This window comes from Algorimicrobium bowmanii, from assembly GCF_054031195.1.
On record NZ_CM132929.1, the window covers coordinates 1,197,455 to 1,224,346 of the forward strand.

The window sequence follows — 26,892 nt, forward strand, 5'->3', positions numbered from 1 at the left end:
TACGATTACTCGCAAGCAGATTTAGATAATCATTCAAATCAGCTTAACCCAAACAATGATGAATACCATCATTCAAGAGAAGAAAATTAAAATTATTAATTAGTTTTCTATATTAACATCTCATTATATTTATAACTTATAATGAGATGTTTTTAATTAGTAATGATATTCGACGAAAAGATATTCCAACCGTATTATATTAAAGCAAGTAAAAGCGTTAATGTTGGCTTTGTTCTTTCAGTACTATTTTGTTCTAAAATAGAAAGTATTGAAAGGCAAATTATTTACATATTCTATATGTGTAATATTATACCTCACGAGTTTTTAAAAAACGAGAGCGATAAATTAAATAAAGAATTTCTACTAAAGATAATTTTTGAACTAACAGCAAATAAAAAATGCATACCTAAAAAATATTTACGTCAATTAACAGGATTAGAAGATAGAGGTACTTTTAATAAGTATTTTGGAGAGCATATGAGTAATATTGGTCTATCAACTAATAGAGCATTTACATTATCAGAAACCTTTCAAATCTTACAGTTTTGGCAAGGTGATGATAAATGGGGGCGTATGGAAGCCTTTAGTAAAGGAGAACTTGCTAATCGTTTTACAAAAGGTAATTATGATGAGTTAGAAATAAAAATGACAAATGAGATTTTTGCTTATGATGATTACAACCACCATGATTATATTAAGCCAGCAGATACTAAAAAGTTTATTAATAGGGTTTTAGATAAAGAATCATTAGATGTAGTTTATGATAGAGATTTTAGTGTAGATTATTTATATTATTTCTTTTTAATGTATTTATTATATGCTTTTAAGCAAAAAAAAATAAATAAATAATTAAATCATATTACTTATCTCATTCAACTGCACAAAGCCATCGTTAAGTTCAGGTGCTCCTTACTTCAAGCTTTTGTTTTACTTCATTAGCGTTCATTTTTAAACAATGTAATAATGCATACAAAATGATAAAAAAGACTATAGTAATGCAAGAAATTACGGTAGATGTCCTATTAGACAAATTAGCGGATAAAATACAATACTATTTAGATTATCATTCATAATAATGAAAGTGATGTTTGTCTAACATGACAAGTAACAGCAGATTATTTAAAAGTAGACTTATCAACACTTTGGAATTGGTATAATAAGGTAAAGTCAAAGAATTATGGTATTGGTAACAGTAGATATTACAACAGGTAGAAAATAATAAGCTTATTAAAAAAAATAAATTAAAATGATATTGGTTTAATAAGAGGGAGCTATAAAGAACATGAATTACAGTGTTGTTAAATCGTGATAATTCTGCAAATATTCTGCAAACGGAAATAAAAAAAGGGTCTCAATTTCTTGAAACCCTTATAAACACTGGTGACCTCGACAGGATTCAAACCTGTAACCTCTTGAGCCGTAATCAAGTGCGCTATTCAGTTGCGCCACGAGGCCGTTTTATTGTGGGTGCAAATATACTACTTTTTATAATACAACCAAATAAAAAGTGAATTAATCTAAAGCATTTTTTGTTACATATAATTTCCAACCAAAAATGGCCATCTGAAATTTACTTGCTTTAGCTAAATCCAGCCCCTGTTTCGTGTAGCTTGGCAGGACAAGCTTGTTCATTTTAGCTAGTATTTTAAAGCCTTTCTTTCTCATTTATTTTTGATGAAATTTTCTGTGATTATAACCAGGATGTTAAATTTAAGAATTTAATAATGCTTAAAAGAATAATTTGTAAAGTTGTTGCTTACATTTGCCAAAACCTATTTTTTTATGAACCATAAATTACTTTTTATATTACTTTTTGTTTTAGGGTTTAACTCCTATGCACAAATTGTAATAAACGAATTAGATTGTGATACACCAGGAATTGACACAGAAGAATTTCTTGAATTAAAATCTGATACACCTAACTTTAATTTGGATGGCTATGTTGTAGTTTTCTTTAATGGGTCGAGTTCTGGAAATAATTCAAGTTATTTTACAATCGATTTAGATGGATATACAACTGATGAAAATGGTTTGCTACTTATAGGTAGTGATACCGTTACACCATTTCCACAATTGCTAATATCAGCAAATACAATTCAAAATGGTGCTGATGCTGTCGCTATCTATCAAGCTAGTGATTTTGATTTTCCGCCAGAAACAGTTGCAACAATTGACAATTTAGTAGATGTTTTAATCTATGATACTTCAGATTCTGATGATACGGATATGATTGCTATTTTTAGCGCTCATCCTAATTTCACCAATATCCAACAAATAAATGAAGGTTCTGGAAATAATACAAACTCTATACAGTTAAACAACGACGGAACCTATTCGTCAACTACACCAACACCTAGAGCATTAAATGATGGAAGTGGTATTGTGTTTAATAGTATTGCTATTAGTACAGATTCGGAAATTTATAATGAAGGAGATATTATAAATTTAACGTTTACAGCTCAAGAAAATGTAGATTCGGACGTTAGTTTTTCTTTCTCATTGGATAACTATGGTTTTAATACCTCTGATGTAAGTGGTGTAACAACGGTAACAATCCCTAGTGGACAAAATACAGTATCTACAAGTCTTACAATTATTGATGATGTAGCCGATGAGGGCGATGAGGAACCTATTGTACAGTTTGTAAATTTACCTTCTCCGTTTATTCCTTATAATAACTTTATTAAACTACGTGTTACTGATAACGACTTTACGCAAGCAAGTTTCGGTACACCGGTAAATCCAACATATGGTACTGTTGCAAGTACACAACCTAACGGATATTATGATAGTTTAGATAATTTATCTGATGGTAATTTAAAACAAGCACTGCAGGATATTATTGCTGATCCTGAAATTGTGCGTGCACAAACCTATACAGATGTTATTGATATTTTAAAAGAAGCCGACCAAAATCCCGAAAATAGTAATCAAGTTTGGTTGGTGTATACAGAGCAGGGACGTGCTAAATTAGATTTTCAGTTAACATCTGAAAGTACCGGAAAATGGAACCGCGAGCATACTTTTCCACGATCTAGAGCAGGTTATTACAGTATTGAAGAAGATGAAATAGCAGACGGAAGAGATATTTTTTGGACAACTGAAGCTGACTCTTTACGTCATGGAAATTCCGATGCGCATGCTTTAAGAGCCTCGGATGGACCAGAAAATAGTTCTAGAAACAATCAGTTTTATGGCGAGTATAATGGCCCTGAAGGTACTTTAGGTAGCTTTAAAGGAGACGTTGCTAGAGGTGTGTTTTATTTAGCTGTTAGATATAATAGCTTAGATATTGTAAATGGTTTTCCAGAGGGAATTGTTGGACAGTTTGGCGACTTACAAACTTTATTGGAGTGGCACAGAAATGATCCGCCAGATGATTTTGAAATGAATAGAAATAATGTCATTTACGATTGGCAATATAATAGAAACCCATTTATTGATCAGCCAGATTTAATTGAGTATTTATGGGGAGACATGGTTGGTGAAACTTGGAGTCAAGTTTTAAGTGTTGATACTTATCAAGAGAATAATCTTGTTATCTATCCGAACCCAACATCAGGACGCTTATATTTAGAAGGTGTTAAGCCTGATACAAAAGTAACTTTATATTCTGTTGAAGGGCGTGAAGTTTTCTCTAAAACACTTGTTAATTCGTATGTAGATTTAAATTTGGTGAGTGGTATGTATGTAATGCATATAATTTCAGAAAATAAAACAACTATAAGAAAGATAGTGGTTAATTAATGTATCTTAATCTCATAAAAAAAGCCCAAATGCATATGCGTTTGGGCTTTTTTTATGAATTTTTTAATATTATTTTTTGGTCGTAATTTCAATAACGCCATTTTTACCTTTTTCACCATACTTTTTAAGTTTTTCTGAATCAGTGATAATATCTGTTTTTATAATAATATTCGGATTAATCATATTCATTTCATCCACAGTTATTTCGTTGTTGTTTAATAAAATTAGAAAGTTATCTTTGTTATTAAATGGTACTAAGTTGCTAATTTTAATTGTATTGTCTTCTTTGTTTAAAGTCAGTTTGATACTGTTGATAGGATTTTTACCGTTTACAACGTGACTTCCTGTAGAACCTTTGGTGCTATATTGGAGTTCAATATTTGTTATTTCATTATAGCTATTTCGTTTGATGCCTTTAAAGTTAAGTTTAACGTTTTCTTGTTTTAACTTTTCGCGTGTGGCATTTAAATCTAAATCGGTAAAATCTTTCGTAATGACTAATGTCAATACATTATGTTCATTTTTAATGTTGAATGTGGTTTCTCCTTCAAAAATGATAACTCCATCTTTTCCAGCTTCGCCATAACGTTGTAAGCCTTCGGTTTTATTTAAAGTGATAATTTTTTTTTCAACTTTAAACGTTTTGTTATTTAAAAAACTTTTAGGATATGGGGTGTTATTTATTATGTATAGCGGATTTTCGCCTAATTTATTATCTTCTGATGGGGCTTTTTTGGTATTTGAATTAATTGTGTTGTTTGAAAACCTGATTGACTCTGCACTTACAATGGACGTTTCGTTTTCAGAAAATTGAAATATTAATTCTGTTTTATTGTCAGATAAGCTAATTGTAAAGGGTTCAATGTTATCCAATTCGTCAAGTCCAACTGTCATACGCTTTACATATTTGCTTCCTCCATCATAATTGGTTTTAATCGTGATTTCTCGAATTGTATTGTCTTGATTTCTTTTAATTGCTGCAAACTTTACTTTGGCAATTTTACTTGAGAAATACGTCTCAATGGCTTGTAATTCTGTATTTGAGGTTTCAGCTGTTACAGTAAAAATTTCTGATGACAAACTTGCTTTTGTCGCTTCTGGATAGATGTAAACCTCTTTGGTGTTAAAACTCATTAGGAAGAGTGCTAAAGCAGGAATAATTAACACGTATTTCCAGTTGTTCATTGGGTTTGATTTTGATTTGTTTAACATAACGATTCGTTTTTTGATTAATGAATTATAAAAATTATTGGCTATCACCAATTGATGAGTTGGTACGCTTGTTTTTAATAAAAGGCGTTGATAGCTTTTCTTGCATGATGTTTTTGATTGTGCGTATTTATCTGCAATAAACTCTAAGTTTTGCTCAAGTATTTTTTTATATAACCATATTATAGGGTTGAACCAAAAGATAATACAAGCAATTTGGCTTAGAATAACGTCTATGGAGTGCCAATGTTTGGCATGTACTTGCTCGTGGTTTAGTATAGAGTTTAGGTCTTTTGTTTGATATTGATTAGGATTGTAAACAATCCATTTAAAAAAGGAAAAAGGAGCAATTTGTCTGTCTGTTTTTACAATAACTAAGTTATTGTCTTTTTCTGTGGTACCGGAATGAATAAGTTGCACTAATGTGTGAATGTTTATTATAAAGCGTACCGAAAATAATATAACACCTAACACATAGATTGTCCACAAAATATCCATAATACTATATGTCTGATCAGAATGAGGTAAAGGTATGTGTGTAGCTGATAGCGTATTTGATGTATTTATTTGTGGAGCAACTTCTATATACACAGGAATAATAATACTGGGCAATATAAGTGTACAGATAATTCCGAAGCTTAAAAACAGACGGTTGTTGTTAAAAAAGGTTTCTCGTTGTAATAAACAGATATATCCTATATAGAATATGGTGATTAACACAGATGCTTTTAATAGATAATCCATAGTTAGTCTTCTTTTTCTATTAAGGCAATAATCTCTTTTAATTCTTCAACGCTAATTTTCTCTTCTTTTGCAAAAAATGAAACAACACTTTTATAGGAGCTATTAAAATAATTGTCAATAGCTGTATTCATAAACTTCTTTTTGTATTGCTCTTTACTAATTATTGGAAAATATTCATGAGTTTTCCCATAAGCCTTGTAGCTAACATAACCTTTATCTTCTAGGTTTCTAATAATAGTTGATAAAGTATTGTAATGTGGCTTGTCTGTTTTTATTTCGGCTAACACATCTTTTACAAATGCTTTTTTTAGCGTCCATAAAATATGCATAATCTCTTCTTCTTTATTGGTTAGCTTTTGCATGCTTTGATTTTTTGTTCTCTGTTTTAATGTAAAGTAATGAATCAAATGTATAACTATAAAAACAGTTATACAACTATTAATATAGTTTTTTAACGGTTTTTGTAGTTTATGTGCTAAAATCCGGATAAATACTATCTTCGCATTTTTATATATTATCAGGGAATTAATGCTTTAAAATTAGGATGCAATGAGTATAGTTTGGATGTTGTTTGGATTAGTGTTATTGGTTGTAGGAGGTGAGTTTCTTGTGAGATCTTCAGTCGCGCTTTCTTTTAAATTTAATATTTCAAAATTAGTAATAGGTATGACGGTTGTGTCTTTTGCAACGTCTGCTCCTGAGTTGTTAGTAAGTTTACAGGCTGCTTTAGATGGGTCTCCGGATATTGCACTCGGAAATGTTATAGGATCCAACATGGCTAATATAGGATTGGTATTAGGGATTACTGCTTTTATCTCTCCGCTAACTATTGATAAAGATTTTTACAAATTGAACTGGCCTATGATGATGCTTTTGTCTGTGGCTTTATATTTTATGCTACAAAGTGGCCTGGTTTTAGATTTCAAAGAGGGTTTTGCACTGGTATTGTCTTTAGTTGTATTTCTAATTGTTTTAATTAGGCGCTCTAAAAAGGCAACGGATATTGCTATTGAGACCGAAGAGGTAGATGAGACTTTGCAACAAACTTCAAATTTTAAAATTATTATTTGGCTAGCTATAGGGGCGGTAGCTCTGTATTTTGGTAGCGAATGGTTAGTGTCAGGGGCTAAAGATTTGGCAGTGAGTATGGGGGTTAGTGAATTGGTTATTTCTGTAACGATGGTGGCTATAGGTACAAGTGTGCCGGAGTTAGCGGCTTCTGTTATTGCAGCAATGAAAAAAGAGAAGGCCATATCATTGGGGAATTTAATAGGTTCTAATATTTTTAATATTGCTTCTGTACTAGGGGTAACAGCTATGGTACATCCAATTTCTGTTAAAAACCCAAGTATATTATCTCAAGATATTTTCTGGATGCTTGGTTTTGCGGTTGTGTTAATTCCGTTAGCTTTTTTACCTAAAAAACTAGAAATAGGGAGATATAAAGGAGCAATTCTTTTGGGGGTTTATATTCTTTTTGTATATTTAGCTTTCCTTGGCGATTCTTAAATCGGGGGTCTTCATGTAGTAAAACTGTTTTTTTTAGGATTGACCCTAAAAAAAATAGGGGTGTTCTGTATTTTATTAAAAATAAGTGTATTTTTGTGCCGTAATTATTTTTAAAAACTATATTGAAATGTCCACTTTAAGATTTTATGCAATTCAAAAGACCTTGAGTCGTAAACCAATTAAAATTAATGAGCCAGAACGTCGTTCGGCAATATTTGGTTCTAATGTATTTAATGAAGATACAATGCGTCAGTATCTAACAAAAGAAGCTTTTGTTAGTGTTATGGATGCTACTCAAAACGGTTCTAAAATTTCTCGTGTCGTAGCTGATCATATTTCTACAGGAATGAAAGAATGGGCTATTTCAAAAGGAGCTACTCACTATACACACTGGTTTCAACCATTAACAGGATCTACGGCAGAAAAGCACGATGCTTTTTTTGAGCCAATTGGGAATGGTCGTTCAATTGAAAAATTTGGTGGCGGACAATTGGTTCAACAAGAACCAGATGCCTCTAGTTTTCCAAATGGAGGAATAAGAAATACTTTTGAAGCTCGTGGTTATACAGCTTGGGATCCAACATCTCCAGCATTTATTTACGGAACAACGTTATGTATTCCTACTGTATTTGTTTCTTATACAGGTGAGGCTTTAGATTATAAAACACCTTTATTAAGAGCTTTACAAGCAGTTGATGCTGCAGCAGTAGATGTTTGTAAGTATTTTGATAAGAATACAAAGAAAGTAAACGCCTCTTTAGGTTGGGAACAAGAATACTTTTTAATTGATAGTGCTTTAGCAGCTTCTCGTCCAGATATCGTTTTGGCGGGTCGTACAATGCTTGGACATGCGCCAGCTAAAGGGCAGCAATTAGATGATCATTATTTTGGAACGATACCAACTCGTGCTATGCAATTTATGCGCGATTTAGAAACCGAATGTATGTTATTAGGTATTCCGGTTAAAACACGTCATAATGAAGTTGCGCCTAATCAATTTGAATTAGCGCCAGTTTTTGATGAAGCTAATTTAGCGGTAGACCATAACTCCTTATTAATGGATGTTATGCATAAAGTTGGTGAACGTCATAATTTTAAAGTACTTTTCCATGAAAAGCCATTTAAAGGTGTAAATGGATCAGGTAAGCATAATAACTGGAGTTTAACAACGGACACAGGAGTTAATCTTTTTGGTCCTGGGAAAACACCAATGAGTAATTTACAGTTTTTAACTTTCTTTATTAATGCAATTAAGGCAGTTAATGATCATGAAGAAATTGTTAGAGCTGCTATTGCTTCTGCAAGTAATGATCACCGTTTAGGAGCTAACGAAGCGCCACCAGCAATTGTGTCGGTATTTATTGGAGATCAATTAACAAAAGTGCTTAACGAACTTCAAAACGTTACTAACGGTAAATTATCGCCTGAAGAAAAAACAGATTTAAAACTTAATGTTGTTGGTAAGATTCCAGAAATTTTACTAGATAATACAGATAGAAATAGAACATCTTCTTTTGCATTTACAGGTAATAAATTTGAATTTAGAGCTGTTGGTTCTAAAGCGAATTGTGCAAATCCAATGACGGTTTTAAATACTATTATGGCTAAGCAATTAATTGAATTTAAAGCTGAGGTAGATGCATTAATTAAAGATAAGAAACTTAAAAAAGACGAAGCTATCTTTAATGTTTTACGTGAGTATATTAAATTATCTCAAAACATTTTATTTGAAGGTAATGGTTACGGTGAAGAGTGGGAAATTGAAGCTAAGCGTCGTGGTTTAAGTAATAATAAAACAACTCCTGAAGCTCTTAAGGCTAAAGTGTCTGAAAAAGCTATTAAGTTATTCGAAGATTTAGGTGTTATGAATCGTGTGGAGTCTGAAGCGCGTTACGAGATTGAAATGGAAGATTACGCAATGCGTATCCAAATTGAAGGTCGTGTTCTTGGAGACATAGCTAGAAATCATGTTGTGCCAGTAGCTGTTCGTTACCAAAATATGTTAATTGAAAACGTAAAAGGTTTAAAAGAGATTTATGGTAGCGATTTTAAGAAATTTGCGATTGAACAGTTAAACTTAATTGAAGATATTTCAGAGCATATTGCTTCAATTAATTCTAATGTAACCTTAATGATTAATGAGCGTAAAGTAGCTAATAAGATCAATGAAATTGATAAAAAAGCTGAAGCGTATAGTACTAAAGTGAAGCCGTTATTTGATGATATTAGATATCACTGTGATAAACTAGAATTATTAGTTGATGATGAACTTTGGCCACTTACAAAGTATAGAGAATTATTGTTTACTAAGTAAGTTTTAAGACTTAAAGTATTGATAAAGCCCGACTTACGTCGGGTTTTTTTGCATGTTGTAGTTTGTGTTGTGTCGTTTGTCTGATATTATTTGTCTAACAACGAAAATAATTTTTCTAAAAGCAAAACACTTAAATAAATCGTATTTTTGAGTTGCTATTAATTATTACAAATTACATTATGAAAAGGCTTATTGTAAGTGTTCTTATGCTTATGGCTGCCACTTTAATCTTTTCGCAAGCAAATGATGAGCTTGAAGGAAATGCGGTAAAAGAAAAGGTGTCTAAGAGTGTAGAAAACACAACAGTTTTAGGTTGATTGTTATTCGATAACAATCAGTATGAAAATACCATATTTAACTTTCAGACAGCGAAATTCGTTTTGATGAAAGTTAAATATGGTATTTTTTTTTGATATCCTTTCTTTTAGGGTTTTTGGTTTTTTGTGATTTTAAACTCTTTTAATTCGGTTTGTTATGAAAGTTTTTAATATGTCTAAAAGGTCTTTGGTGTTTGGGAAATCAATTAGTGGTTTTTTATTTATCTGTGTGCTTTTTTTTAATACAAAGATAAATGCGCAAACTACTTCAAGTGATAGTGCATTGTATGTAATGCCTAAAGTTGATTTTTATGATTACCGTGGTACCAATGCGTTGTCTGCTGGTATCGGGGCAACTTTATTTGATGCTGATATTGAAAATGTTGATCTTGGACTTTACTTTAGTACAGGGTATAAGCGCACTATTATTCCGTATTTACATATTAATCTTACCCTAAATACATTTGATTTGGTTTATCAGGGTCGTAAACATGGTTTTTTTTCGGCTGATTTAAGTGCTGAGGTTTTAATTTTGCCGCATTCTCGTTTTTCGCCATACGTTTATGCGGGTGGTGGCACAAATAGTGATAAGCATTTTAACGATTTGCAAGTGAAAGGGCTTGCTGGTATTGGTGTGGATTATGTAATTTATGAAGGTTTGAGTTTTAGGTTTTTCTTTGATTATAATAAAGTGTTTAATAAGGATGAAACGGCACTCGTAACTGGAATAAATGATGTGTATTGGCGTCTAGCTTGTGGTCTTAGTTTTTATTTCGGTGGTGAAAAGAAGAAAGTCAAGTTGTTAGAGTCTGTTCCAACAATTTTTAAAACTAACCCAATTCCTGCTAATAAATAGATAACAATTCTTATTTTTGTGGTTCAATTCTAGGATATGAGTCAAGAAGTAAGTAAACGATATGCCCAACGCGGTGTTTCAGCCTCAAAAGAGGATGTTCATAACGCTATTAAAAATATAGATAAAGGTCTTTTTCCTAAGGCTTTCTGTAAAATTATACCTGATTATTTAACTAATGATCCGGATTACTGTCTAATTATGCATGCGGATGGTGCGGGAACAAAATCTTCGCTAGCTTATATGTATTGGAAAGAAACAGGTGATTTATCCGTGTGGAAAGGTATTGCGCAAGATGCGTTGATTATGAATATTGATGATCTTCTTTGTGTTGGTGCTACAGATAATATTATGCTATCGTCTACTATCGGCCGTAATAAAAATAATATTCCAGGAGAAGTGCTTTCAGCAATTATAAACGGTACTGAAGAGTTAATTGAAGATTTGAAATCCTTTGGTGTAACTATTAGGTCTACAGGAGGTGAAACAGCGGATGTTGGTGACTTAGTTAGAACCATTATTGTTGATTCTACTGTTACAGCTCGTATGAAACGTTCTGATGTAATTGATAATGCTAATATCAAACCTGGTGATGTCATTGTTGGTTTAGAGTCATTCGGTCAAGCAACTTATGAGAAAAGTTACAATGGGGGAATGGGTAGTAACGGACTGACTTCTGCTAGACATGATGTGTTTCATAAGTATTTAGCTGAAAAGTATCCAGAAAGTTTTGATGGTGCTGTGCCAAGTGATTTGGTTTATTCAGGAGGTATGAAGCTAACTGATGCGGTTGAAAATTCACCTATTGATGCTGGTAAGTTAGTGCTATCACCAACGCGAACTTACGCGCCAATTATTAAACAAATTCTTAATGAATATACGAGTGATACTATTCATGGAATGGTACACTGCAGTGGTGGAGCTCAAACGAAGATTTTGCATTTTGTTGAAGGTTTGCATATTATTAAAGATAACTTGTTTCCGGTACCGCCATTATTTAAATTAATCCAAGAGCAATCTAAAACTGATTGGAAAGAAATGTATCAGGTTTTTAATTGTGGTCACCGTATGGAGTTATATGTTGCTCCGGAAGTAGCAGAAGCTATTATAGAAATATCAAAATCCTATAATGTTGATGCTAAAATAGTTGGTCGTGTTGAAGCTGCTTCAGAAAAGAAGTTAACAATAAAAAGTGAATTTGGTGAGTTTGTATACTAATTAAACCCCTAGTTTCAAAATTTTAGTGTTATGCATAAGTGTATTCTTATTTTTAGTTTCTTGTTTGCTCAATTAATTTGGGCTCAGCCAGACTCTTTGTATTTCAAACCTGCTACAAATCCTAATGTGCCTGTTTGGACTAATACAAATTCAGCAGGATTGGATATTAATGAGGTTGCTTTTGTAAATTGGAATGCCGGGGGTAGTAATTCTATCTCGGGCTTGATAGGGCTTAAAAGTGCATTGCGATATGAATACCGAAATTTTATTTGGGATAGTAATTTGTTAGCGCGATATGGGCTAAATAAACAAGAGGATCAAGAGTTTCGAAAAACAGACGATTTGTTAGAAATCAATTCCAGTTTAGGATTTCGTCAAAATAGGCGTACCAATTGGTATTATTCTGCTCGATTTAATTTTAAAACACAATTTGCTAACGGTTATAATTATCCGAATACATCAAATGAGATTTCGCAATTCATGGCGCCAGGTTATTTGTTTTTAGGTGGTGGTGCAGAATATGGTAAAAATATAGATAAATTTTCTATGTATTTTTCGCCGCTAACTCTTAAAACAACATTTGTGTTGGATGAAGCATTGTCAGATTCTGGAGCATTTGGTGTTGAGCCAGCAGTATATGATACCGATGGTAATATGGTTCGTTCTGGTGAGCGCGTTCGAAAAGAATTGGGTGTTTTACTTACTAGTAGTTATGAAGCCGAAATTTTTGAAAACATAGCATTGAAAAATTTAATGAGCCTTTATACTGATTATATTAATGATTTTGGTAACGTAGATATAGATTGGGAAATAGTTTTTGACTTTAGGGTAAATAACTTTGTTCGTGCTACATTAGGTTCGCATCTTAGGTATGATAATGATGTTAAAATACAGGAAGAAGTGGTGGACCCTGTAACCGAAGAAACAGAGTTTATTAACGTGGGGGCGCGTGTACAATGGAAGCAATTATTAGGTGTGGGTGTTGTATATGAATTTTAATTAAATAAATAACATTATTTGTTAACTTTTCATTGTTGATAAATTTTAAACTACTTAAAATCAGTTATTTAAATTAATTTACTGTAAACTTTGTGAAAATTAATGATCGGAAAGTTTAATTTTTTTACGTTCTTTACACTTCGTGAAAAGCTATTAAAATTTTAAACTATACAAGAACATGCCGATAGAGACCAAACCCGTTGCAGAACCAAAAACTTATACACAAGAAGAAGCATTTGAAGCTTCTTTAAAATACTTTAAAGGCGATGACCTTGCAGCTCGTGTTTGGATTAATAAATATGCCTTGAAAGATTCGCAAGGTAATATTTACGAATTATCACCAAACGATATGCATAATCGTATTGCTAAAGAAATTGCGCGTATTGAAAAGCGTTACCCGAATCCACTTTCTGAAGAAGAAATCTTCGATTTAATTAAAGATTTTAAATATATCGTACCACAAGGTAGTCCTATGGCTGGTATTGGGAACCCGTATCAAACGGCTTCACTTTCTAATTGCTTTGTGATTGGTAATAATGGCGATTCTGATTCCTATGGAGGGATTATGAAAATAGACCAAGAGCAGGTACAATTAATGAAACGTCGTGGAGGTGTTGGTCACGATTTATCTCATATCAGACCAAAGGGATCTCCTGTTAAAAATTCGGCATTAACATCTACTGGAATTGTGCCATTTATGGAACGCTATTCTAACTCTACACGTGAAGTAGCTCAGGATGGTCGTCGTGGAGCATTAATGCTATCGGTTTCAATTAATCATCCAGATTCGGAAGAATTTATTGATGCTAAATTAGAGCAAGGAAAGGTTACCGGAGCTAATGTTTCGGTGCGTATTGATGATGAATTTATGCGTGCTGTAAAAAATAATGAGCAGTACACTCAGAAATATCCAATATTTAGTCAATCTCCTAAGTTTTCGAAAACTATTGATGCCAATGGAATTTGGAAAAAAATTGTTCATAATGCTTGGAAATCGGCAGAACCAGGTATCTTATTTTGGGATACTATTATTAATGAGTCAGTGCCAGATTGTTATGCAGATTTAGGTTATAAAACGGTATCAACAAATCCATGTGGTGAAATTCCTTTATGTCCGTACGACTCTTGCCGTTTATTGGCAATTAATTTATTGTCGTATGTAGAAAATCCATTTACAAAACAAGCCACGTTTAATTTTGAGTTATTTAAAAAACACGTTGCAGTAGCGCAGCGTATTATGGATGATATTATTGACTTAGAGTTGGAGAAGATCGATGCTATTATTGAAAAAATTGATTCAGACCCTGAACAAGATGAAGTGAAAGCTACAGAGCGTAATTTGTGGTTAAACATTCAGAAAAAAGCAAATGAAGGACGTCGTACAGGTATTGGTATAACAGCTGAAGGTGATATGTTAGCTGCATTAGGTATACAATATGGAAGTCAAAAAGGTAATGATTTTTCAGTAGAAGTTCATAAAACATTAGGTATTGAGGCTTACCGTGCTTCTGTAACGGCAGCTAAAGAGCGTGGTGCTTTTGCTATTTTCGATTCAGAGCGTGAAAAAAATAATCCGTTTATTCAACGTTTAAAAGAAGCTGATGAAAAATTATACTTTGAAATGTTAGAGTATGGACGTCGTAATATTGCTTTGCTTACTATTGCGCCAACAGGAACAACAAGCTTAATGACGCAAACATCATCGGGAATTGAGCCTGTGTTTATGCCTGTTTATAAGCGTAGACGTAAAGTGAATCCGAATGATAAACATGTGCGTGTAGATTTTGTTGATGAAGTAGGTGACTCATGGGAAGAATACGTTGTGTTTCATCACCGATTTAAGCAGTGGATGGATGTGAACGGTATCGATTCAACGAAAAACTTTACTCAAGAAGAAATAGATTCATTAATTAAGCAATCACCTTACTATAAAGCAACTTCAAATGATGTTGATTGGTTAAGTAAAGTAACAATGCAAGGAGCTGTTCAAAAATGGGTTGATCATTCTATTAGTGTAACTATTAACTTGCCAAATGATGTAAGTGAAGAATTGGTAGGAGAACTGTATTTAAAAGCGTGGGAAGTTGGTTGTAAAGGTGTAACAGTTTATCGTGATGGTTCGCGTTCAGGAGTACTTATTTCTAACGAGGAGAAAAAAGAAGAAAGCCCAGCAGAAACGTTAACTAAGTTTCCTGTTAAACGACCAGAGGTGTTAGAGGCTGATGTTGTGCGTTTTCAAAATAAAAAAGAAAAATGGATTGCCTTTATCGGACTTATAGATGGTAATCCGTATGAGATTTTTACAGGTTTAGCTGATGATGAAGACGGTATTTTAATCCCTCGTTGGGTTGAAAGTGGTGTAATCATGAAAAGTAGAAATGAAGATGGTTCTTCGCGTTATGATTTTCAATATGAGAATAAACGAGGCTATAAGACAACAATTGAAGGGTTATCTCATAAGTTTAATCCGGAGTATTGGAACTATGCGAAGTTAATATCAAGTACTTTGCGTCATGGTATGCCAATTGATAATATTGTTGAACTTATTAATAGTTTACAGTTGGATAGTGAGTCTATAAACACTTGGAAAAATGGTGTTGGTCGTGCTTTAAAACGTTATGTTGCTGATGGAACTAAGGCTAAAGGTCATACATGTACAAACTGTAAATCAGAAAATTTAATATATCAAGAAGGTTGTTTAACCTGTAAAGATTGTGGGTCATCTAAATGTGGATAATCCTTAATTTAAGTGTGAATTTAAAAGAGTCGTTCCTATGGAGCGGCTTTTTTTATGTTCAATTGTTGATTCTAAAGTTGATTTTCGCTTATGTATTTGTAATCCTCTAATACTTTTAAATCGGTTACAAGTTTAGAATGCCCATTTTTAATCAGGTATAAATCATCGCTAGTTTCAATAATGTCTCTATATAAATGATCTGTAATAATAATGATCTTCTGACTCTTTTCTTCTGTTATGATTTTTTTTATTGTTTCAATATAAAGAGGTGCAACGTGAGAAAAAGGTTCGTCTAATAGAATAATTTTACACGCACTTTTTAAAAATAAATACGTTTCTACTACACGGCGTTCGCCTCCTGATAGTTGTCGAAATTTATAATTTTCATAGCAGGAAAAAGTATTAAAAAGTAATGTAAACTCCTTCCAGTTTACCTTAAATAGTTTAAAAGCTGTTTTTAGCTTGAGGTTATTGGGGGTGATAGGTAATTGAGGTAAAAAATGAATGAGATTGGTTTGGTATAGGGGGTTTAATATAGGTTTATTATTTAAACGGATTAGTTTGTATTTCGGTTTTAAGGTTCCGAAAATAATATTCAGAATGCAGGTTTTTCCACAGCCGTTACTGCCAAGTATACCAGTAACTTTACCTGTTTCGGCCTTAAGGTAAATGCCATTAAGAATGCGTTTGTTTTTGAAGTATAGTTCAATATTGTCCAGCTCTAAAATCATACAAATACATCTATTAACTGGTAAACTAAATAGGTGATTGAAATATCAATTACATAAGTGGTAAAAAATAGCTTCAGGTTGGATATGCCTAAGTTTTTATAGAATATAAGTTTTCGTTTAGCTGTCGTTTCAGTTAAGAAATACCATAAAAAACCAACTATAAAAAGTTTAGCAATACAAATTATAGCTAAGTTGTAACTTAAACTCATTAACAATAATACAAGCCCAATTGACCATAGTATATAAGGTTTGTAGAATAGTAATATGGCTCCAAAGCGTTGCATGTTAAGTTTTAAAACGAAAAAAAAATGGGATTATTTTAAAGGTATTAATAATATGTCTATTCATAAATTATCGTATTTTTGTGGAACAATTTTAGGAACTAGATGTTAGAAAAATTACAAATAATAAAACAGCGTTTTGATGAGGTGAGTGATTTAATCATTCAGCCCGACGTGATAACCGATCAGAAACGTTACGTAGCATTAAACAAAGAATATAAAGATTTACGTTTATTAATGGATAAACGTGAAGTGTATTTAGAACTTTCAAACAACTTAAAAGAAGCAGAAGAAATTCTTGCTGACGGGAGTGATCCTGAAATGGTTGAAATGGCTAAAATGCAATATGAAGAAGCTAAGGAAGGTATCCCTGTATTAGAAGATGAAATAAAGTTTCTGTTAATACCTAAAGATCCAGAGGATTCTAAAAATGCTGTTGTAGAATTGCGAGCAGGTACGGGTGGTGATGAAGCGAGTATTTTTGCGGGAGATTTATTCCGTATGTATTCTAAATATTGCGAAAGCAAAGGTTGGAAAGTTGATACGGTAGATTTTAGTGAAGGAACTAATGGTGGTTTTAAAGAAATTCAGTTTGAAGTTAGTGGTGAAGATGTATACGGAACATTAAAGTTTGAAGCTGGTGTTCATCGTGTGCAACGTGTACCTCAAACAGAAACGCAGGGACGTGTACATACTAGTGCTGCTACAGTAATGGTGTTTCCGGAAGCTGAAGAATTTGATATTGAAATTAATCCAAAAGATGTACGTATCGATTTTTTCTGTTCATCAGGACCAGGTGGGCAGTCTGTAAATACCACGTACTCTGCTGTGCGTTTAACACACATTCCTACAGGTTTGGTGGCACAGTGTCAAGATCAAAAATCACAACATAAGAATAAAGAAAAAGCATTTAAAGTTCTAAGATCACGTTTGTATGACTTAGAATTAGCTAAAAAATTAGAAGAAGATGCTGCTTTACGTGGGACAATGGTAACTTCAGGAGATAGAAGTGCTAAAATTAGAACCTATAATTATCCACAAGGACGTGTAACCGATCATAGAATTGGTTTAACTCTTTACGATTTGTCTAATATTGTAAATGGTGATATTCAAAAAATTATTGATGAATTAATGCTAGCCGAAAATACTGAGAAGTTAAAAGCTAGTGACGAACATATTTAAAATTAAAGCCTCTGTATTGGAGGCTTTTTTAGTAGCATGACAACACAACAACTAACGGAACAAATAAAGAAAAAGCAGTCCTTTTTATGTATAGGTCTGGATGTCGATTTAAGAAAAATTCCAGCGCATTTACTAGAAGAGGAAGATCCTATTTTTGCTTTTAATAAAGCTATTATCGATGCCACACATCACTTATGTGTTGCTTATAAACCAAACACAGCTTTTTATGAGGCCTATGGGTTAAAAGGGTGGAAAGCTCTAGAAAAAACCATAAACTATCTAAATACAAATTATCCGGAGTTATTTACAATAGCCGACGCTAAACGAGGTGATATAGGTAATACCAGTAGTATGTATGCGCAAGCCTTTTTTGAAGATTTAGCTTTCGATAGTGTTACTGTGGCACCTTATATGGGTAAAGATTCTATAGAGCCATTCTTAGCATTTAAAAATAAACACACTATTTTATTAGCCTTAACATCTAATAAAGGGGCTTTTGATTTTCAAACCAAGCAAGTAGATGGAAAGGAGCTTTATAAACAGGTATTAGAAACATCTAAAACATGGGAGAACTCTAAGAATCTTATGTATGTTGTTGGAGCCACTAAAGCTGAATTTTTAGCAGATATCAGAACTATTATTCCAGATAGTTTTTTACTTGTACCTGGAGTTGGAGCACAAGGTGGGAACTTACAAGATGTTTGTAAATACGGCATGGCTGAAAACATAGGCTTACTTATAAATTCTTCAAGAGGTATTATTTATGCTTCTCAAGATGTTGATTTTGCCGAAGCAGCAGCTCAAAAAGCTAGTGATTTACAAGGAGAAATGGCAGATATACTTAAAAGTGCAAATTAAAGATCAACTTCAGCGAACACTATTTTTTTCTGAAACACCAAAACGTATTGTTTGTTTGGTGCCTAGTATCACCGAGCTTATTTGTGATCTTGGTATAGAGAGTAAGCTTGTAGGTGTAACAAAATTTTGTGTGCATCCAACAAATATTCGTAAGCAAGTAGCGGTTGTTGGTGGAACCAAACAAGTTCATATATCTGAAATTATCCAGCTAAATCCGGATGTTATTCTTTGCAATAAAGAAGAAAATACCCAAGAAATGATTTCTCAGTTAGAAGCTGTAGCGCCTGTTCATATTAGCGATATAAACACGGTAGGGGATTGTTTGGAGTTAGTGTTGGCATATGGTCAGATTTTTAACTGTCAAACTAAAGCAGAAGATCTAGTGGCTAAAATAATAAATGCGCAAGCAGATTTTGAAGCGTTTATTAAAATGCAGCCAACAAGAGAGGTTGCTTACTTTATATGGAAGGACCCATGGATGGTTGCTGCAAATGATACTTTTGTAAATTATATGCTAACGCTAAACAACTTTAGAAACACTTTTAGTAACAAGACGCGTTACCCTGAAATTCCAAATAATAAAACGTTTCCTTCTGTAGATTTGGTGCTGTTATCTAGTGAGCCTTTTCCTTTTAAAAAGGTACATATCAAAAACATTCAACCACAATTTCCAAATGCTAAAATTCTCATTGTTGATGGTGAAATATTTTCGTGGTACGGTAGTCGGTTGTTGCTAGCATTTAAATATTTTAAAACGTGGCATCGTACTGCTTTGTGCTCAGAATAGTTTGCTTAATTTTTTTTGCTTCAAAATAAAGCATGTCACTCATACTCGCGTCTGTCATACTGGTATTGTAAGCAGCTTCTATATATTTCTTGTATTGCTTTTCTAACTCTTTAAGACCTAAAAGTTGTTTTAAACCTACTTTTACATTTCCTATTTTACAAAATTGTGTGCTCATATTTACCGTATTTTAAAATAGATATACGAGTAGAAAGTGTTTTGCAGATGTTTAGTGAACGTTAAAAATACTATAAAATTAATGAGGCGTCGGAGACTTAGAAGCTTCTATGTTTAAGTATTTTAGACGATTTAATTTGTCTAAAAGTTTAATGGCTTTAAACTCGGAAATATCACTTTGTGCAGAGTCTGTTTGCCTCAAATTATAAGCTTGCTCCATAAGTTGCTTATAGCGTAGTTGTAATTTGATTTGGTTTTGTTTGAGTTTAGAGAGATTTTCCATGGCGACCGTATTGATGAATTAAATATATTTAAAATATTGTAATTCAGCAAATTATAGTTGTAAATAGTCATAAAAAAAAATCGACCATTTGGAAGGTCGATTTTCTAAACTAACTAACTCTAAAACCCTAAGAAGTGGATTTAACTTTTTTTAAGATCACAGCAAAGGTAAAATAGAAAGTCTTATCTGGTGTTACTTATTTGTTATCAAATAGTTAACAGGTGTTCTGAATGCGAAAATATTAATCTTGTAAAGCAAAAACTTGTTTTAAAACATCGGTTGTACGTGATGAGTATTTAGTACGAATATCTTTCTCTTCAACAGCTATCATTTCATAAACACCTTTTAATGCTTCATCCGTTACATAGTCTGTTAAATCAGGATTTACATCCGATGTAAATGGAATTGCGTTGTATTGATTTATTAAATTACTCCATATTTTATCTGCTCCCACCTTTTTAAACGAATCATTAATTACAGGATGAAACTCTGCGTATAACTCAGACTTCGTTTTATTTGCTAAATATTCAGTAGCTGCATTATCTGTTCCTAATAAAATTGATTTTGCATCATTAAAAGAAATATCTTTTACAGCGTTTACAAAAATAGGTGTGGCAGTTCCAACAGCATCTTCAGCTGCACGATTTAATACTTTTAAACCTTCATCGGCTAAACTTCCTAGACCAATGTCTCTTAAAGCTTTGTCTACTTTTTGTAATTCTTCAGGAAGCATAATTTTAACAAGGTCATTCTTGTAAAAACCATCTTCTTGCATAAGTTTACTTACTTGCTTGTCAATTCCTTGGTCTAATGCTTGGCGAAGTCCTGTAGCAATATCGGTGTTTGAAACACTGCTTGCTGTTTCTGGTAAATTATCAACAACCTGTTGTAGTTCTGCACAAGCTGTTAAGTTTAATAGTAATCCTAAAATTAGAAAACGTTTTATCATTTTTATATAATTATTTAGTGACAAATATAAATATTAGCAGTTGAATATATTTTATATTAACACTTGTTTACATTAAAAATAATCAATCTTTCTGTTTGCATATAATCTGTTTGTTGGGGTTTTATCTGTGATAAAATCAAATTATAATTTATAATTCGCTTTATTTTTTAATACATCTGCATAAAAGACGTGATTTTATAGCTATCTGTTGCGGCATCCTTAAATTAATACAGTAATATTCCTTAAATTTGCACTGCTTAAAAAAACACGTTTATTACAAATGAAAAATATTGCACCATATATTCCAACATATAAAGTACGAATTGTAACTGCAGCATCGCTTTTTGATGGACATGACGCATCTATAAATATTATGCGCCGTATTATCCAAGCTACCGGTGTTGAGGTAATACACCTTGGACATGACAGAAGTGTAGAAGAAGTTGTAAATACAGCAATTCAAGAAGATGCAAATGCTATTTGTTTAACCTCTTATCAAGGAGGTCACAACGAATACTTTAAATATATGTATGATTTGTTATCAGAAAAAGGTGCAAGTCATATAAAAATATTCGGCGGTGGCGGTGGAGTTATTTTACCTTCTGAGATTAAAGAATTAATGGATTACGGTATTACACGTATTTATTCTCCTGATGATGGTCGCGAAATGGGATTACAGGGTATGATTAATGATTTGGTTAAGCAATCGGATTTTGCTATTGGTGATGCCTTGGAAAATGAAGGTGATGATTTAGCTAGTAAGAACCCAAAATCTATAGCTCGTGTTATATCGTCTGCTGAAAATTTTCCTGAAGTAGCTAAAAGTACTTTAGATAAAATTCATGCTAAAAACGAAACATCTAAAACACCTGTTTTAGGAATTACTGGAACTGGTGGTGCCGGTAAGTCATCGTTAGTTGACGAGTTGGTAAGACGTTTTTTAATCGATTTCCCTGAAAAAACAGTAGGTTTAGTTTCTGTAGATCCTTCTAAACGTAAAACTGGAGGTGCTCTTTTAGGTGATAGAATTCGTATGAATGCTATTAATAACTCCCGTGTTTACATGCGTAGTTTAGCAACCCGTCAATCTAATTTAGCTTTGTCTAAATATGTGCATGAAGCGGTTCAGGTTTTAAAAGCTGCTGAATACGATTTAATTATATTAGAAACTTCTGGTATTGGGCAATCTGATACTGAAATTATAGAACATTCAGATGTTTCTCTTTATGTTATGACACCTGAGTTTGGTGCGGCTACGCAACTGGAGAAGATTGATATGTTAGACTTTGCCGATTTAGTAGCTATTAACAAATTTGATAAACGTGGTTCTCTTGATGCGCTTCGCGATGTTAAAAAACAATACATGCGTAACAATCAATTGTGGGATACACCACAAGATGAATTACCTGTTTTTGGAACGATAGCTTCTCAGTTTAATGATCCAGGAATGAATACGCTTTATAAAGCTATTATGGATAAACTGGTTGAAAAAGCAGATTCTGAATTAAAATCTACTTTTCATATTTCAGATGAAATGAGTGAGAAGATTTTTGTTATTCCTCCATCTCGCACGCGTTACCTATCGGAAATAGCAGAAAGTAATCGCGCCTATAATAAAACAGCAAAAGAACAAGTTGAAGTTGCTCAAAAATTATACGGTATTTTTAAAACAATTGAATCTGTAATAGGAGAAAAACCTAGCTTAGATAAAGCAGGAATAAATATTGATGCTATTGAAGTTTCAGAAAATCAAGACTTCATTAAATTATTGATTGCTGAATTCGATCGTGTAAAACTAAATTTAGATCCTTACAATTGGGAGGTAATTACAGGTTGGGATTTTAAAGTGAATAAATATAAAAACCCTATTTATTCTTTTAAAGTTCGCGATAAAGAAATTAAAATAGAAACACATACAGAGTCGTTATCTCATACGCAAATCCCTAAAGTAGCACTACCTAAGTATCAAGCTTGGGGAGATATTTTAGAATGGAGTTTACAAGAAAATGTACCTGGAGAATTTCCTTACACTTCTGGATTATATCCATTTAAACGAACAGGAGAAGACCCTGCGCGTATGTTTGCAGGAGAAGGAGGGCCAGAGCGTACTAATCGTCGTTTTCATTATGTAAGTGCAGGTTTGCCAGCAAAACGTTTGTCTACAGCGTTTGATAGTGTTACACTTTACGGAAATGATCCAGATTTACGTCCAGATATTTATGGTAAAATTGGAAATGCAGGTGTTTCTATCTGTTGTTTAGATGATGCTAAAAAACTGTATTCAGGTTTTAATTTAGCACATGTAATGACGTCTGTTAGTATGACGATAAATGGTCCAGCACCTATGTTGTTAGGCTTTTTTATGAATGCAGCTATTGATCAGCAATGTGAGATTTATATTAAAGAAAACGGGTTAGAAGGAGAAACAGAAGCTAAAATTGCCAAGCTATATGAAGGAAAAGAACGTCCAAAATATCACGGTGAATTACCAGAAGGGAATGATGGATTAGGTTTGATGTTACTTGGTGTAACTGGTGATCAGGTTCTACCTGCTAATGTGTATGCTGAAATAAAAAAGAATACCATTGCTCAAGTAAGAGGGACAGTACAAGCTGATATTTTAAAAGAAGATCAAGCACAAAATACATGTATATTTTCTACGGAGTTTGCCCTACGATTAATGGGAGATGTTCAAGAGTATTTTATTGAAAATAATGTACGTAACTTTTATTCAGTTTCTATTTCAGGATATCATATTGCGGAGGCTGGTGCCAACCCTATAACACAACTAGCGTTAACCTTATCGAATGGGTTTACTTATGTTGAGTATTATTTAAGTCGTGGAATGGATATCAATAAATTTGGTCCAAACCTATCATTTTTCTTCTCTAATGGTATCGATCCAGAGTACGCTGTTATTGGCCGTGTAGCAAGAAAAATTTGGGCTAAAGCCATGAGAAATAAGTATGGTGCTAACTCAAGAGCACAGATGCTAAAATATCACATACAAACATCAGGACGTAGTTTACATGCGCAAGAGATTGACTTTAATGATATCAGAACATCACTTCAAGCGTTATACGCTATTTATGATAACTGTAATTCCTTACATACAAATGCTTATGATGAAGCTATCACAACGCCAACTGAAGAGTCTGTGAGACGCGCCATGGCTATTCAATTAATTATCAATAAAGAGTTAGGTTTAGCTAAAAATGAAAACCCAATTCAAGGGTCATTTATTATAGAAGAACTGACGGATTTAGTTGAAGAGGCTGTTTTAATGGAGTTTGATAGAATTACAGAAAGAGGAGGTGTATTAGGAGCTATGGAAACCATGTATCAGCGAAGTAAAATTCAAGAGGAAAGCTTGTATTATGAAACGCTAAAACACAATGGTGAATTTCCAATTATAGGTGTAAATACATTTTTAAGTTCTAAAGGGTCGCCTACAGTTCAACCAGCTGAGGTTATTCGTGCTACCGAAACTGAAAAACAGAATCAGATTCAAACATTGAAAAATTTACACGCAGCAAAAGATACTTCTGAGTTATTAAAAGACCTTCAAAGTAAGGCTATTCAAAATGAAAATATTTTTGAAGCTTTAATGGATGTTTGTAAGGTTTGTAGTTTAGGCGAAATTACTTCTGCGTTATTTGAAGTAGGTGGACAGTACAGACGTAATATGTAATTTTTCACGATAAATATTTTGTAAGTAATAATGACTTGCAGAAAAAAAATAGGACAACTTTTGTTGTCCTATTTTTTTTAGGTGTAATCAAACTTCGTTTAGACTCTATAATAATTAGAACATAAAAAAACCACTTCGTTATGAAGTGGTTTTTTTATGAATATTATAGCTTACAATAAGCTTATTTTAACAGCTCATAACTACGTTTTATAAAGTTTGTTAACTCTTCTCCTTTTAATAAGCCTTGAGATAGACGAGCTAAATCTAAACTTTGTGTTATTAAACGTTCTTGATTTTCTTTAGCTTCAGTTGCTAAAATTTCACCAACTAGATTCGAGTTTGTATTAACAACTAAATTGTACATTTCTGGCATGTTGCCCATACCAAACATACCGCCACCGCCGCCGGTTTGTTGCATTTCTTTCATACGGCGCATAAATTCTGGTTGCGTAATCATAAATGGAGATGCATCACTATCCATGGCTTCTAGTTGTACTGTGAATTTTTCCGCAGGAACAACTTCTTTTAATACCGTTTCTAATGTTGTTTTTTCTTCTTCAGAAAGTTTAGAGATTTTCTCTTCTTCAGTCTTAATTAAGTTATCTATATGATCAGCATCTACTCGAGCAAATGTAATGTTTTCTTTACTAGATTCTAATTTTTGCATTAAATGCGAAACAATTGGAGAATCTAATAATAGTACTTCGTAACCTTTAGTTTTAGCAGCTTCTATATAACTGTGTTGTTCATCTTTATTAGATGCGTAAAGAATAACTAATTTGCCATCTTTATCCGTTTGCTTAGCTTTTATAGCATTAAACAATTCGTCATATGTGTAATATGTACCATCTACAGTTGGGTATAATGCAAATGCATCAGCCTTATCGAAGAATTTATCTTCAGAAAGCATACCGTACTCAATAACAATTTTGATATCGTCCCATTTCTTTTCAAAGTCTTCACGATTATTATTGAAAAGTGATTTTAGTTTGTCGGCTACTTTACGAGTGATGTAAGAAGATATTTTCTTCACAGCGCCATCTGCTTGTAAGTAACTACGAGAAACATTTAATGGAATATCAGGCGAGTCTATAACGCCGCGTAACATTGTTAAAAATTCTGGAACAATACCTTCTACATTATCCGTTACAAATACTTGATTTTGGTAAAGTTGAATTTTATCTTTTTGAATGTTTAAGTCGTTACTCATTTTAGGGAAATATAAAATACCCGTTAAGTTAAATGGATAGTCTACATTTAAATGAATATGAAATAAAGGCTCTTCAAACTGCATTGGGTATAACTCGCGGTAAAAACTGTTATAGTCCGTTTGCTCTAAATCTGCTGGTAATTTTGTCCATGCAGGATTAGGGTTATTAATAATATTGTCAACTGTTATTTGTTTGTGTGGCTCCGTAGTTTCTTTGCCATCTTCATCAGTTGTTGTTGCCGGTGTAAATTCCGGGTCGTTTATTTCTTTCGTACCAAACTTTATTGGCACAGGCATAAACTTGTTGTATTTTAAAAGTAGTTCGCTAATTTTTGATTCTTCTAAAAATTCTGTAGAATCGTCAGCTATGTGTAGGATAATTTCTGTCCCGCGTTCTGTTTTGTCTGCTGTTTCTAAAGTGAATTCTGGGCTACCATCGCAAATCCAGTGTGCTGCAGGTTCATCTTTAAAAGATTTTGTTATGATTTCTACTTTTTCAGCAACCATAAATGCTGAGTAAAATCCTAGACCAAAGTGACCAATGATACCTGAATCTTTTGCAGAGTCTTTGTATTTGTCTAAAAACTCTTCGGCACCAGAAAAAGCTACTTGGTTAATGTATTTTTCAACTTCATCAGCAGTCATACCTAAACCTTGATCGATAATATGTAATTTCTTACCTTCTTTATCAATTTTAACTTCAATTTTAGGGTTACCATATTCAACTGAAGCTTCACCAATACTTGTTAAATGCTTTAATTTTAAAGTTGCATCGGTTGCATTACTAATTAGTTCACGTAAAAATATTTCGTGATCACTGTATAAAAACTTTTTAATGAGGGGGAAGATGTTTTCTACCGATACATTAATGTTTCCTTTTGCCATAATTTTATTTGTTTACATCCTCGATAAATTGAGAACATTGTTAATTAATTTTCTTTCCATTGGTTAGTCAAAAAAAGTACCAACTATGAAAAGATGACAAACTGACATTTTATAAGTTAAAAACGACTTTGTAAGAAGTGTTTATTATGCATGCATAACGATTGCATTTACCTTTGAAAAGTCTTTAGTAGGAAATAGTTAAATTCGCGCAGAA

22 protein-coding genes and 1 tRNA gene are annotated in these 26,892 nt (G+C 32.8%); 13 read left to right on the forward strand and 10 right to left on the reverse strand.

Going from position 1 to position 26,892, the window contains the following annotated elements:
- Positions 1 to 297 precede the first annotated feature (297 nt).
- Positions 298 to 849, forward strand: a complete 552-nt coding sequence (locus ACW5R3_RS05260; RefSeq protein WP_456578564.1) for a hypothetical protein — start codon at positions 298 to 300, stop codon at positions 847 to 849.
- Between the two features lie 529 nt (positions 850 to 1,378).
- Here the strand turns inward: ACW5R3_RS05260 and ACW5R3_RS05265 are convergent.
- Both ACW5R3_RS05265 and ACW5R3_RS05270 read right to left on the reverse strand, forming a co-directional pair.
- Positions 1,379 to 1,455: transfer RNA gene (locus ACW5R3_RS05265), tRNA-Arg, on the reverse strand.
- Between the two features lie 57 nt (positions 1,456 to 1,512).
- A complete protein-coding gene (locus ACW5R3_RS05270) occupies positions 1,513 to 1,665 on the reverse strand; it encodes an SsrA-binding protein (RefSeq protein ID WP_456578565.1) in 153 nt (50 codons plus the stop codon).
- A gap of 117 nt (positions 1,666 to 1,782) precedes the next feature.
- Here ACW5R3_RS05270 and ACW5R3_RS05275 point away from each other — a divergent pair, with 117 nt between their 5' ends.
- The gene (locus tag ACW5R3_RS05275; protein WP_456578566.1) at positions 1,783 to 3,747 is read left to right on the forward strand and encodes an endonuclease; all 1,965 of its coding nucleotides are present in this window, start codon (positions 1,783 to 1,785) and stop codon (positions 3,745 to 3,747) included.
- Positions 3,748 to 3,816: 69 nt separating this feature from the next.
- Here the strand turns inward: ACW5R3_RS05275 and ACW5R3_RS05280 are convergent, their stop codons facing one another.
- Entirely contained in the window at positions 3,817 to 5,700 is a 1,884-nt protein-coding gene (locus tag ACW5R3_RS05280) for a M56 family metallopeptidase (protein ID WP_456578567.1), read from the reverse strand.
- Positions 5,701 to 5,702: 2 nt separating this feature from the next.
- On the reverse strand, positions 5,703 to 6,062 hold the full coding sequence (locus ACW5R3_RS05285) for a BlaI/MecI/CopY family transcriptional regulator (RefSeq protein ID WP_456578568.1): 360 nt from the start codon (positions 6,060 to 6,062) through the stop codon (positions 5,703 to 5,705).
- Between the two features lie 187 nt (positions 6,063 to 6,249).
- Here ACW5R3_RS05285 and ACW5R3_RS05290 point away from each other — a divergent pair, with 187 nt between their 5' ends.
- The 7 genes from ACW5R3_RS05290 (at position 6,250) to ACW5R3_RS05320 (ending at position 15,647) form a co-directional block, all read left to right on the forward strand.
- Positions 6,250 to 7,209 carry a calcium/sodium antiporter gene (locus ACW5R3_RS05290; RefSeq protein WP_456578569.1) on the forward strand — a complete coding sequence of 320 codons (960 nt, stop codon included), beginning with the start codon at positions 6,250 to 6,252 and terminating at the stop codon, positions 7,207 to 7,209.
- A 127-nt stretch (positions 7,210 to 7,336) separates the two neighbouring features.
- Complete coding sequence (locus tag ACW5R3_RS05295; RefSeq protein ID WP_456578570.1) at positions 7,337 to 9,523, forward strand: glutamine synthetase III family protein; 2,187 nt, start codon at positions 7,337 to 7,339, stop codon at positions 9,521 to 9,523.
- 179 nt (positions 9,524 to 9,702) lie between these two features.
- A complete protein-coding gene (locus ACW5R3_RS05300) occupies positions 9,703 to 9,840 on the forward strand; it encodes a hypothetical protein (protein WP_456578571.1) in 138 nt (45 codons plus the stop codon).
- 157 nt (positions 9,841 to 9,997) lie between these two features.
- Positions 9,998 to 10,696 (forward strand): Curli production assembly/transport component CsgG, encoded by a 699-nt coding sequence (locus ACW5R3_RS05305; protein WP_456578572.1) that lies wholly within the window; start codon positions 9,998 to 10,000, stop codon positions 10,694 to 10,696.
- A 36-nt stretch (positions 10,697 to 10,732) separates the two neighbouring features.
- Complete coding sequence (locus ACW5R3_RS05310; protein WP_456578573.1) at positions 10,733 to 11,911, forward strand: AIR synthase related protein; 1,179 nt, start codon at positions 10,733 to 10,735, stop codon at positions 11,909 to 11,911.
- Positions 11,912 to 11,941: 30 nt separating this feature from the next.
- Complete coding sequence (locus ACW5R3_RS05315) at positions 11,942 to 12,910, forward strand: DUF3078 domain-containing protein (protein WP_456578574.1); 969 nt, start codon at positions 11,942 to 11,944, stop codon at positions 12,908 to 12,910.
- 178 nt (positions 12,911 to 13,088) lie between these two features.
- Positions 13,089 to 15,647 carry an adenosylcobalamin-dependent ribonucleoside-diphosphate reductase gene (locus ACW5R3_RS05320; protein ID WP_456578575.1) on the forward strand — a complete coding sequence of 853 codons (2,559 nt, stop codon included), beginning with the start codon at positions 13,089 to 13,091 and terminating at the stop codon, positions 15,645 to 15,647.
- A 71-nt stretch (positions 15,648 to 15,718) separates the two neighbouring features.
- Here the strand turns inward: ACW5R3_RS05320 and ACW5R3_RS05325 are convergent, their stop codons facing one another.
- The gene (locus ACW5R3_RS05325) at positions 15,719 to 16,378 is read right to left on the reverse strand and encodes an ATP-binding cassette domain-containing protein (RefSeq protein ID WP_456578576.1); all 660 of its coding nucleotides are present in this window, start codon (positions 16,376 to 16,378) and stop codon (positions 15,719 to 15,721) included.
- Positions 16,375 to 16,662, reverse strand: coding sequence for a hypothetical protein (locus tag ACW5R3_RS05330; protein WP_456578577.1), 288 nt, complete (start codon positions 16,660 to 16,662; stop codon positions 16,375 to 16,377). Before ACW5R3_RS05330 ends, ACW5R3_RS05325 begins: the two co-directional genes overlap by 4 nt.
- A gap of 102 nt (positions 16,663 to 16,764) precedes the next feature.
- On the opposite strand from ACW5R3_RS05330, the gene prfA reads away from it, so the two are divergent.
- From prfA to ACW5R3_RS05345, 3 genes are read left to right on the forward strand one after another with little or no spacing between them, the layout of a single operon-like run.
- A complete protein-coding gene (prfA, locus tag ACW5R3_RS05335; protein WP_456578578.1) occupies positions 16,765 to 17,841 on the forward strand; it encodes a peptide chain release factor 1 in 1,077 nt (358 codons plus the stop codon).
- 36 nt (positions 17,842 to 17,877) lie between these two features.
- Positions 17,878 to 18,699, forward strand: coding sequence for an orotidine-5'-phosphate decarboxylase (gene pyrF / locus ACW5R3_RS05340; RefSeq protein WP_456578579.1), 822 nt, complete (start codon positions 17,878 to 17,880; stop codon positions 18,697 to 18,699).
- Positions 18,689 to 19,486 carry an ABC transporter substrate-binding protein gene (locus tag ACW5R3_RS05345; RefSeq protein WP_456578580.1) on the forward strand — a complete coding sequence of 266 codons (798 nt, stop codon included), beginning with the start codon at positions 18,689 to 18,691 and terminating at the stop codon, positions 19,484 to 19,486. The genes pyrF and ACW5R3_RS05345 overlap by 11 nt, the downstream gene beginning before the upstream one ends.
- Here ACW5R3_RS05345 and ACW5R3_RS05350 read toward each other — a convergent pair.
- The 3 genes from ACW5R3_RS05350 to ACW5R3_RS05360 all read right to left on the reverse strand — a co-directional run bounded on the left by ACW5R3_RS05350 (position 19,449) and on the right by ACW5R3_RS05360 (position 20,892).
- A complete protein-coding gene (locus ACW5R3_RS05350) occupies positions 19,449 to 19,661 on the reverse strand; it encodes a Lacal_2735 family protein (protein ID WP_456578581.1) in 213 nt (70 codons plus the stop codon). The two genes, ACW5R3_RS05345 and ACW5R3_RS05350, sit on opposite strands and share 38 nt — an antisense overlap.
- A 78-nt stretch (positions 19,662 to 19,739) precedes the next feature.
- Positions 19,740 to 19,943, reverse strand: a complete 204-nt coding sequence (locus ACW5R3_RS05355; RefSeq protein ID WP_456578582.1) for a Lacal_2735 family protein — start codon at positions 19,941 to 19,943, stop codon at positions 19,740 to 19,742.
- A 241-nt stretch (positions 19,944 to 20,184) separates the two neighbouring features.
- Positions 20,185 to 20,892: a DUF4197 domain-containing protein gene (locus tag ACW5R3_RS05360; protein WP_456578583.1), complete on the reverse strand. Its 708-nt coding sequence runs from the start codon at positions 20,890 to 20,892 to the stop codon at positions 20,185 to 20,187.
- Positions 20,893 to 21,172: 280 nt separating this feature from the next.
- Here ACW5R3_RS05360 and ACW5R3_RS05365 point away from each other — a divergent pair, with 280 nt between their 5' ends.
- Positions 21,173 to 24,583, forward strand: a complete 3,411-nt coding sequence (locus ACW5R3_RS05365; RefSeq protein ID WP_456578584.1) for a methylmalonyl-CoA mutase family protein — start codon at positions 21,173 to 21,175, stop codon at positions 24,581 to 24,583.
- A 181-nt stretch (positions 24,584 to 24,764) separates the two neighbouring features.
- Here ACW5R3_RS05365 and htpG read toward each other — a convergent pair whose 3' ends face one another.
- On the reverse strand, positions 24,765 to 26,678 hold the full coding sequence (gene htpG, locus ACW5R3_RS05370) for a molecular chaperone HtpG (protein ID WP_456578585.1): 1,914 nt from the start codon (positions 26,676 to 26,678) through the stop codon (positions 24,765 to 24,767).
- Positions 26,679 to 26,892 lie beyond the last annotated feature (214 nt).

Bases quoted from the DNA above. Each gene is read 5' to 3' on its own strand.
- ACW5R3_RS05260 (WP_456578564.1), top strand. From the start codon at position 298: ATGTGTAATATTATACCTCACGAGTTTTTAAAAAACGAGAGCGATAAA.
- ACW5R3_RS05270 (WP_456578565.1), bottom strand. From the start codon at position 1,665: ATGAGAAAGAAAGGCTTTAAAATACTAGCTAAAATGAACAAGCTTGTC.
- ACW5R3_RS05275 (WP_456578566.1), top strand. From the start codon at position 1,783: ATGAACCATAAATTACTTTTTATATTACTTTTTGTTTTAGGGTTTAAC.
- ACW5R3_RS05280 (WP_456578567.1), bottom strand. From the start codon at position 5,700: ATGGATTATCTATTAAAAGCATCTGTGTTAATCACCATATTCTATATA.
- ACW5R3_RS05285 (WP_456578568.1), bottom strand. From the start codon at position 6,062: ATGCAAAAGCTAACCAATAAAGAAGAAGAGATTATGCATATTTTATGG.
- ACW5R3_RS05290 (WP_456578569.1), top strand. From the start codon at position 6,250: ATGAGTATAGTTTGGATGTTGTTTGGATTAGTGTTATTGGTTGTAGGA.
- ACW5R3_RS05295 (WP_456578570.1), top strand. From the start codon at position 7,337: ATGTCCACTTTAAGATTTTATGCAATTCAAAAGACCTTGAGTCGTAAA.
- ACW5R3_RS05300 (WP_456578571.1), top strand. From the start codon at position 9,703: ATGAAAAGGCTTATTGTAAGTGTTCTTATGCTTATGGCTGCCACTTTA.
- ACW5R3_RS05305 (WP_456578572.1), top strand. From the start codon at position 9,998: ATGAAAGTTTTTAATATGTCTAAAAGGTCTTTGGTGTTTGGGAAATCA.
- ACW5R3_RS05310 (WP_456578573.1), top strand. From the start codon at position 10,733: ATGAGTCAAGAAGTAAGTAAACGATATGCCCAACGCGGTGTTTCAGCC.
- ACW5R3_RS05315 (WP_456578574.1), top strand. From the start codon at position 11,942: ATGCATAAGTGTATTCTTATTTTTAGTTTCTTGTTTGCTCAATTAATT.
- ACW5R3_RS05320 (WP_456578575.1), top strand. From the start codon at position 13,089: ATGCCGATAGAGACCAAACCCGTTGCAGAACCAAAAACTTATACACAA.
- ACW5R3_RS05325 (WP_456578576.1), bottom strand. From the start codon at position 16,378: ATGATTTTAGAGCTGGACAATATTGAACTATACTTCAAAAACAAACGC.
- ACW5R3_RS05330 (WP_456578577.1), bottom strand. From the start codon at position 16,662: ATGCAACGCTTTGGAGCCATATTACTATTCTACAAACCTTATATACTA.
- prfA (WP_456578578.1), top strand. From the start codon at position 16,765: ATGTTAGAAAAATTACAAATAATAAAACAGCGTTTTGATGAGGTGAGT.
- pyrF (WP_456578579.1), top strand. From the start codon at position 17,878: ATGACAACACAACAACTAACGGAACAAATAAAGAAAAAGCAGTCCTTT.
- ACW5R3_RS05350 (WP_456578581.1), bottom strand. From the start codon at position 19,661: ATGAGCACACAATTTTGTAAAATAGGAAATGTAAAAGTAGGTTTAAAA.
- ACW5R3_RS05355 (WP_456578582.1), bottom strand. From the start codon at position 19,943: ATGGAAAATCTCTCTAAACTCAAACAAAACCAAATCAAATTACAACTA.
- ACW5R3_RS05360 (WP_456578583.1), bottom strand. From the start codon at position 20,892: ATGATAAAACGTTTTCTAATTTTAGGATTACTATTAAACTTAACAGCT.
- ACW5R3_RS05365 (WP_456578584.1), top strand. From the start codon at position 21,173: ATGAAAAATATTGCACCATATATTCCAACATATAAAGTACGAATTGTA.
- htpG (WP_456578585.1), bottom strand. From the start codon at position 26,678: ATGGCAAAAGGAAACATTAATGTATCGGTAGAAAACATCTTCCCCCTC.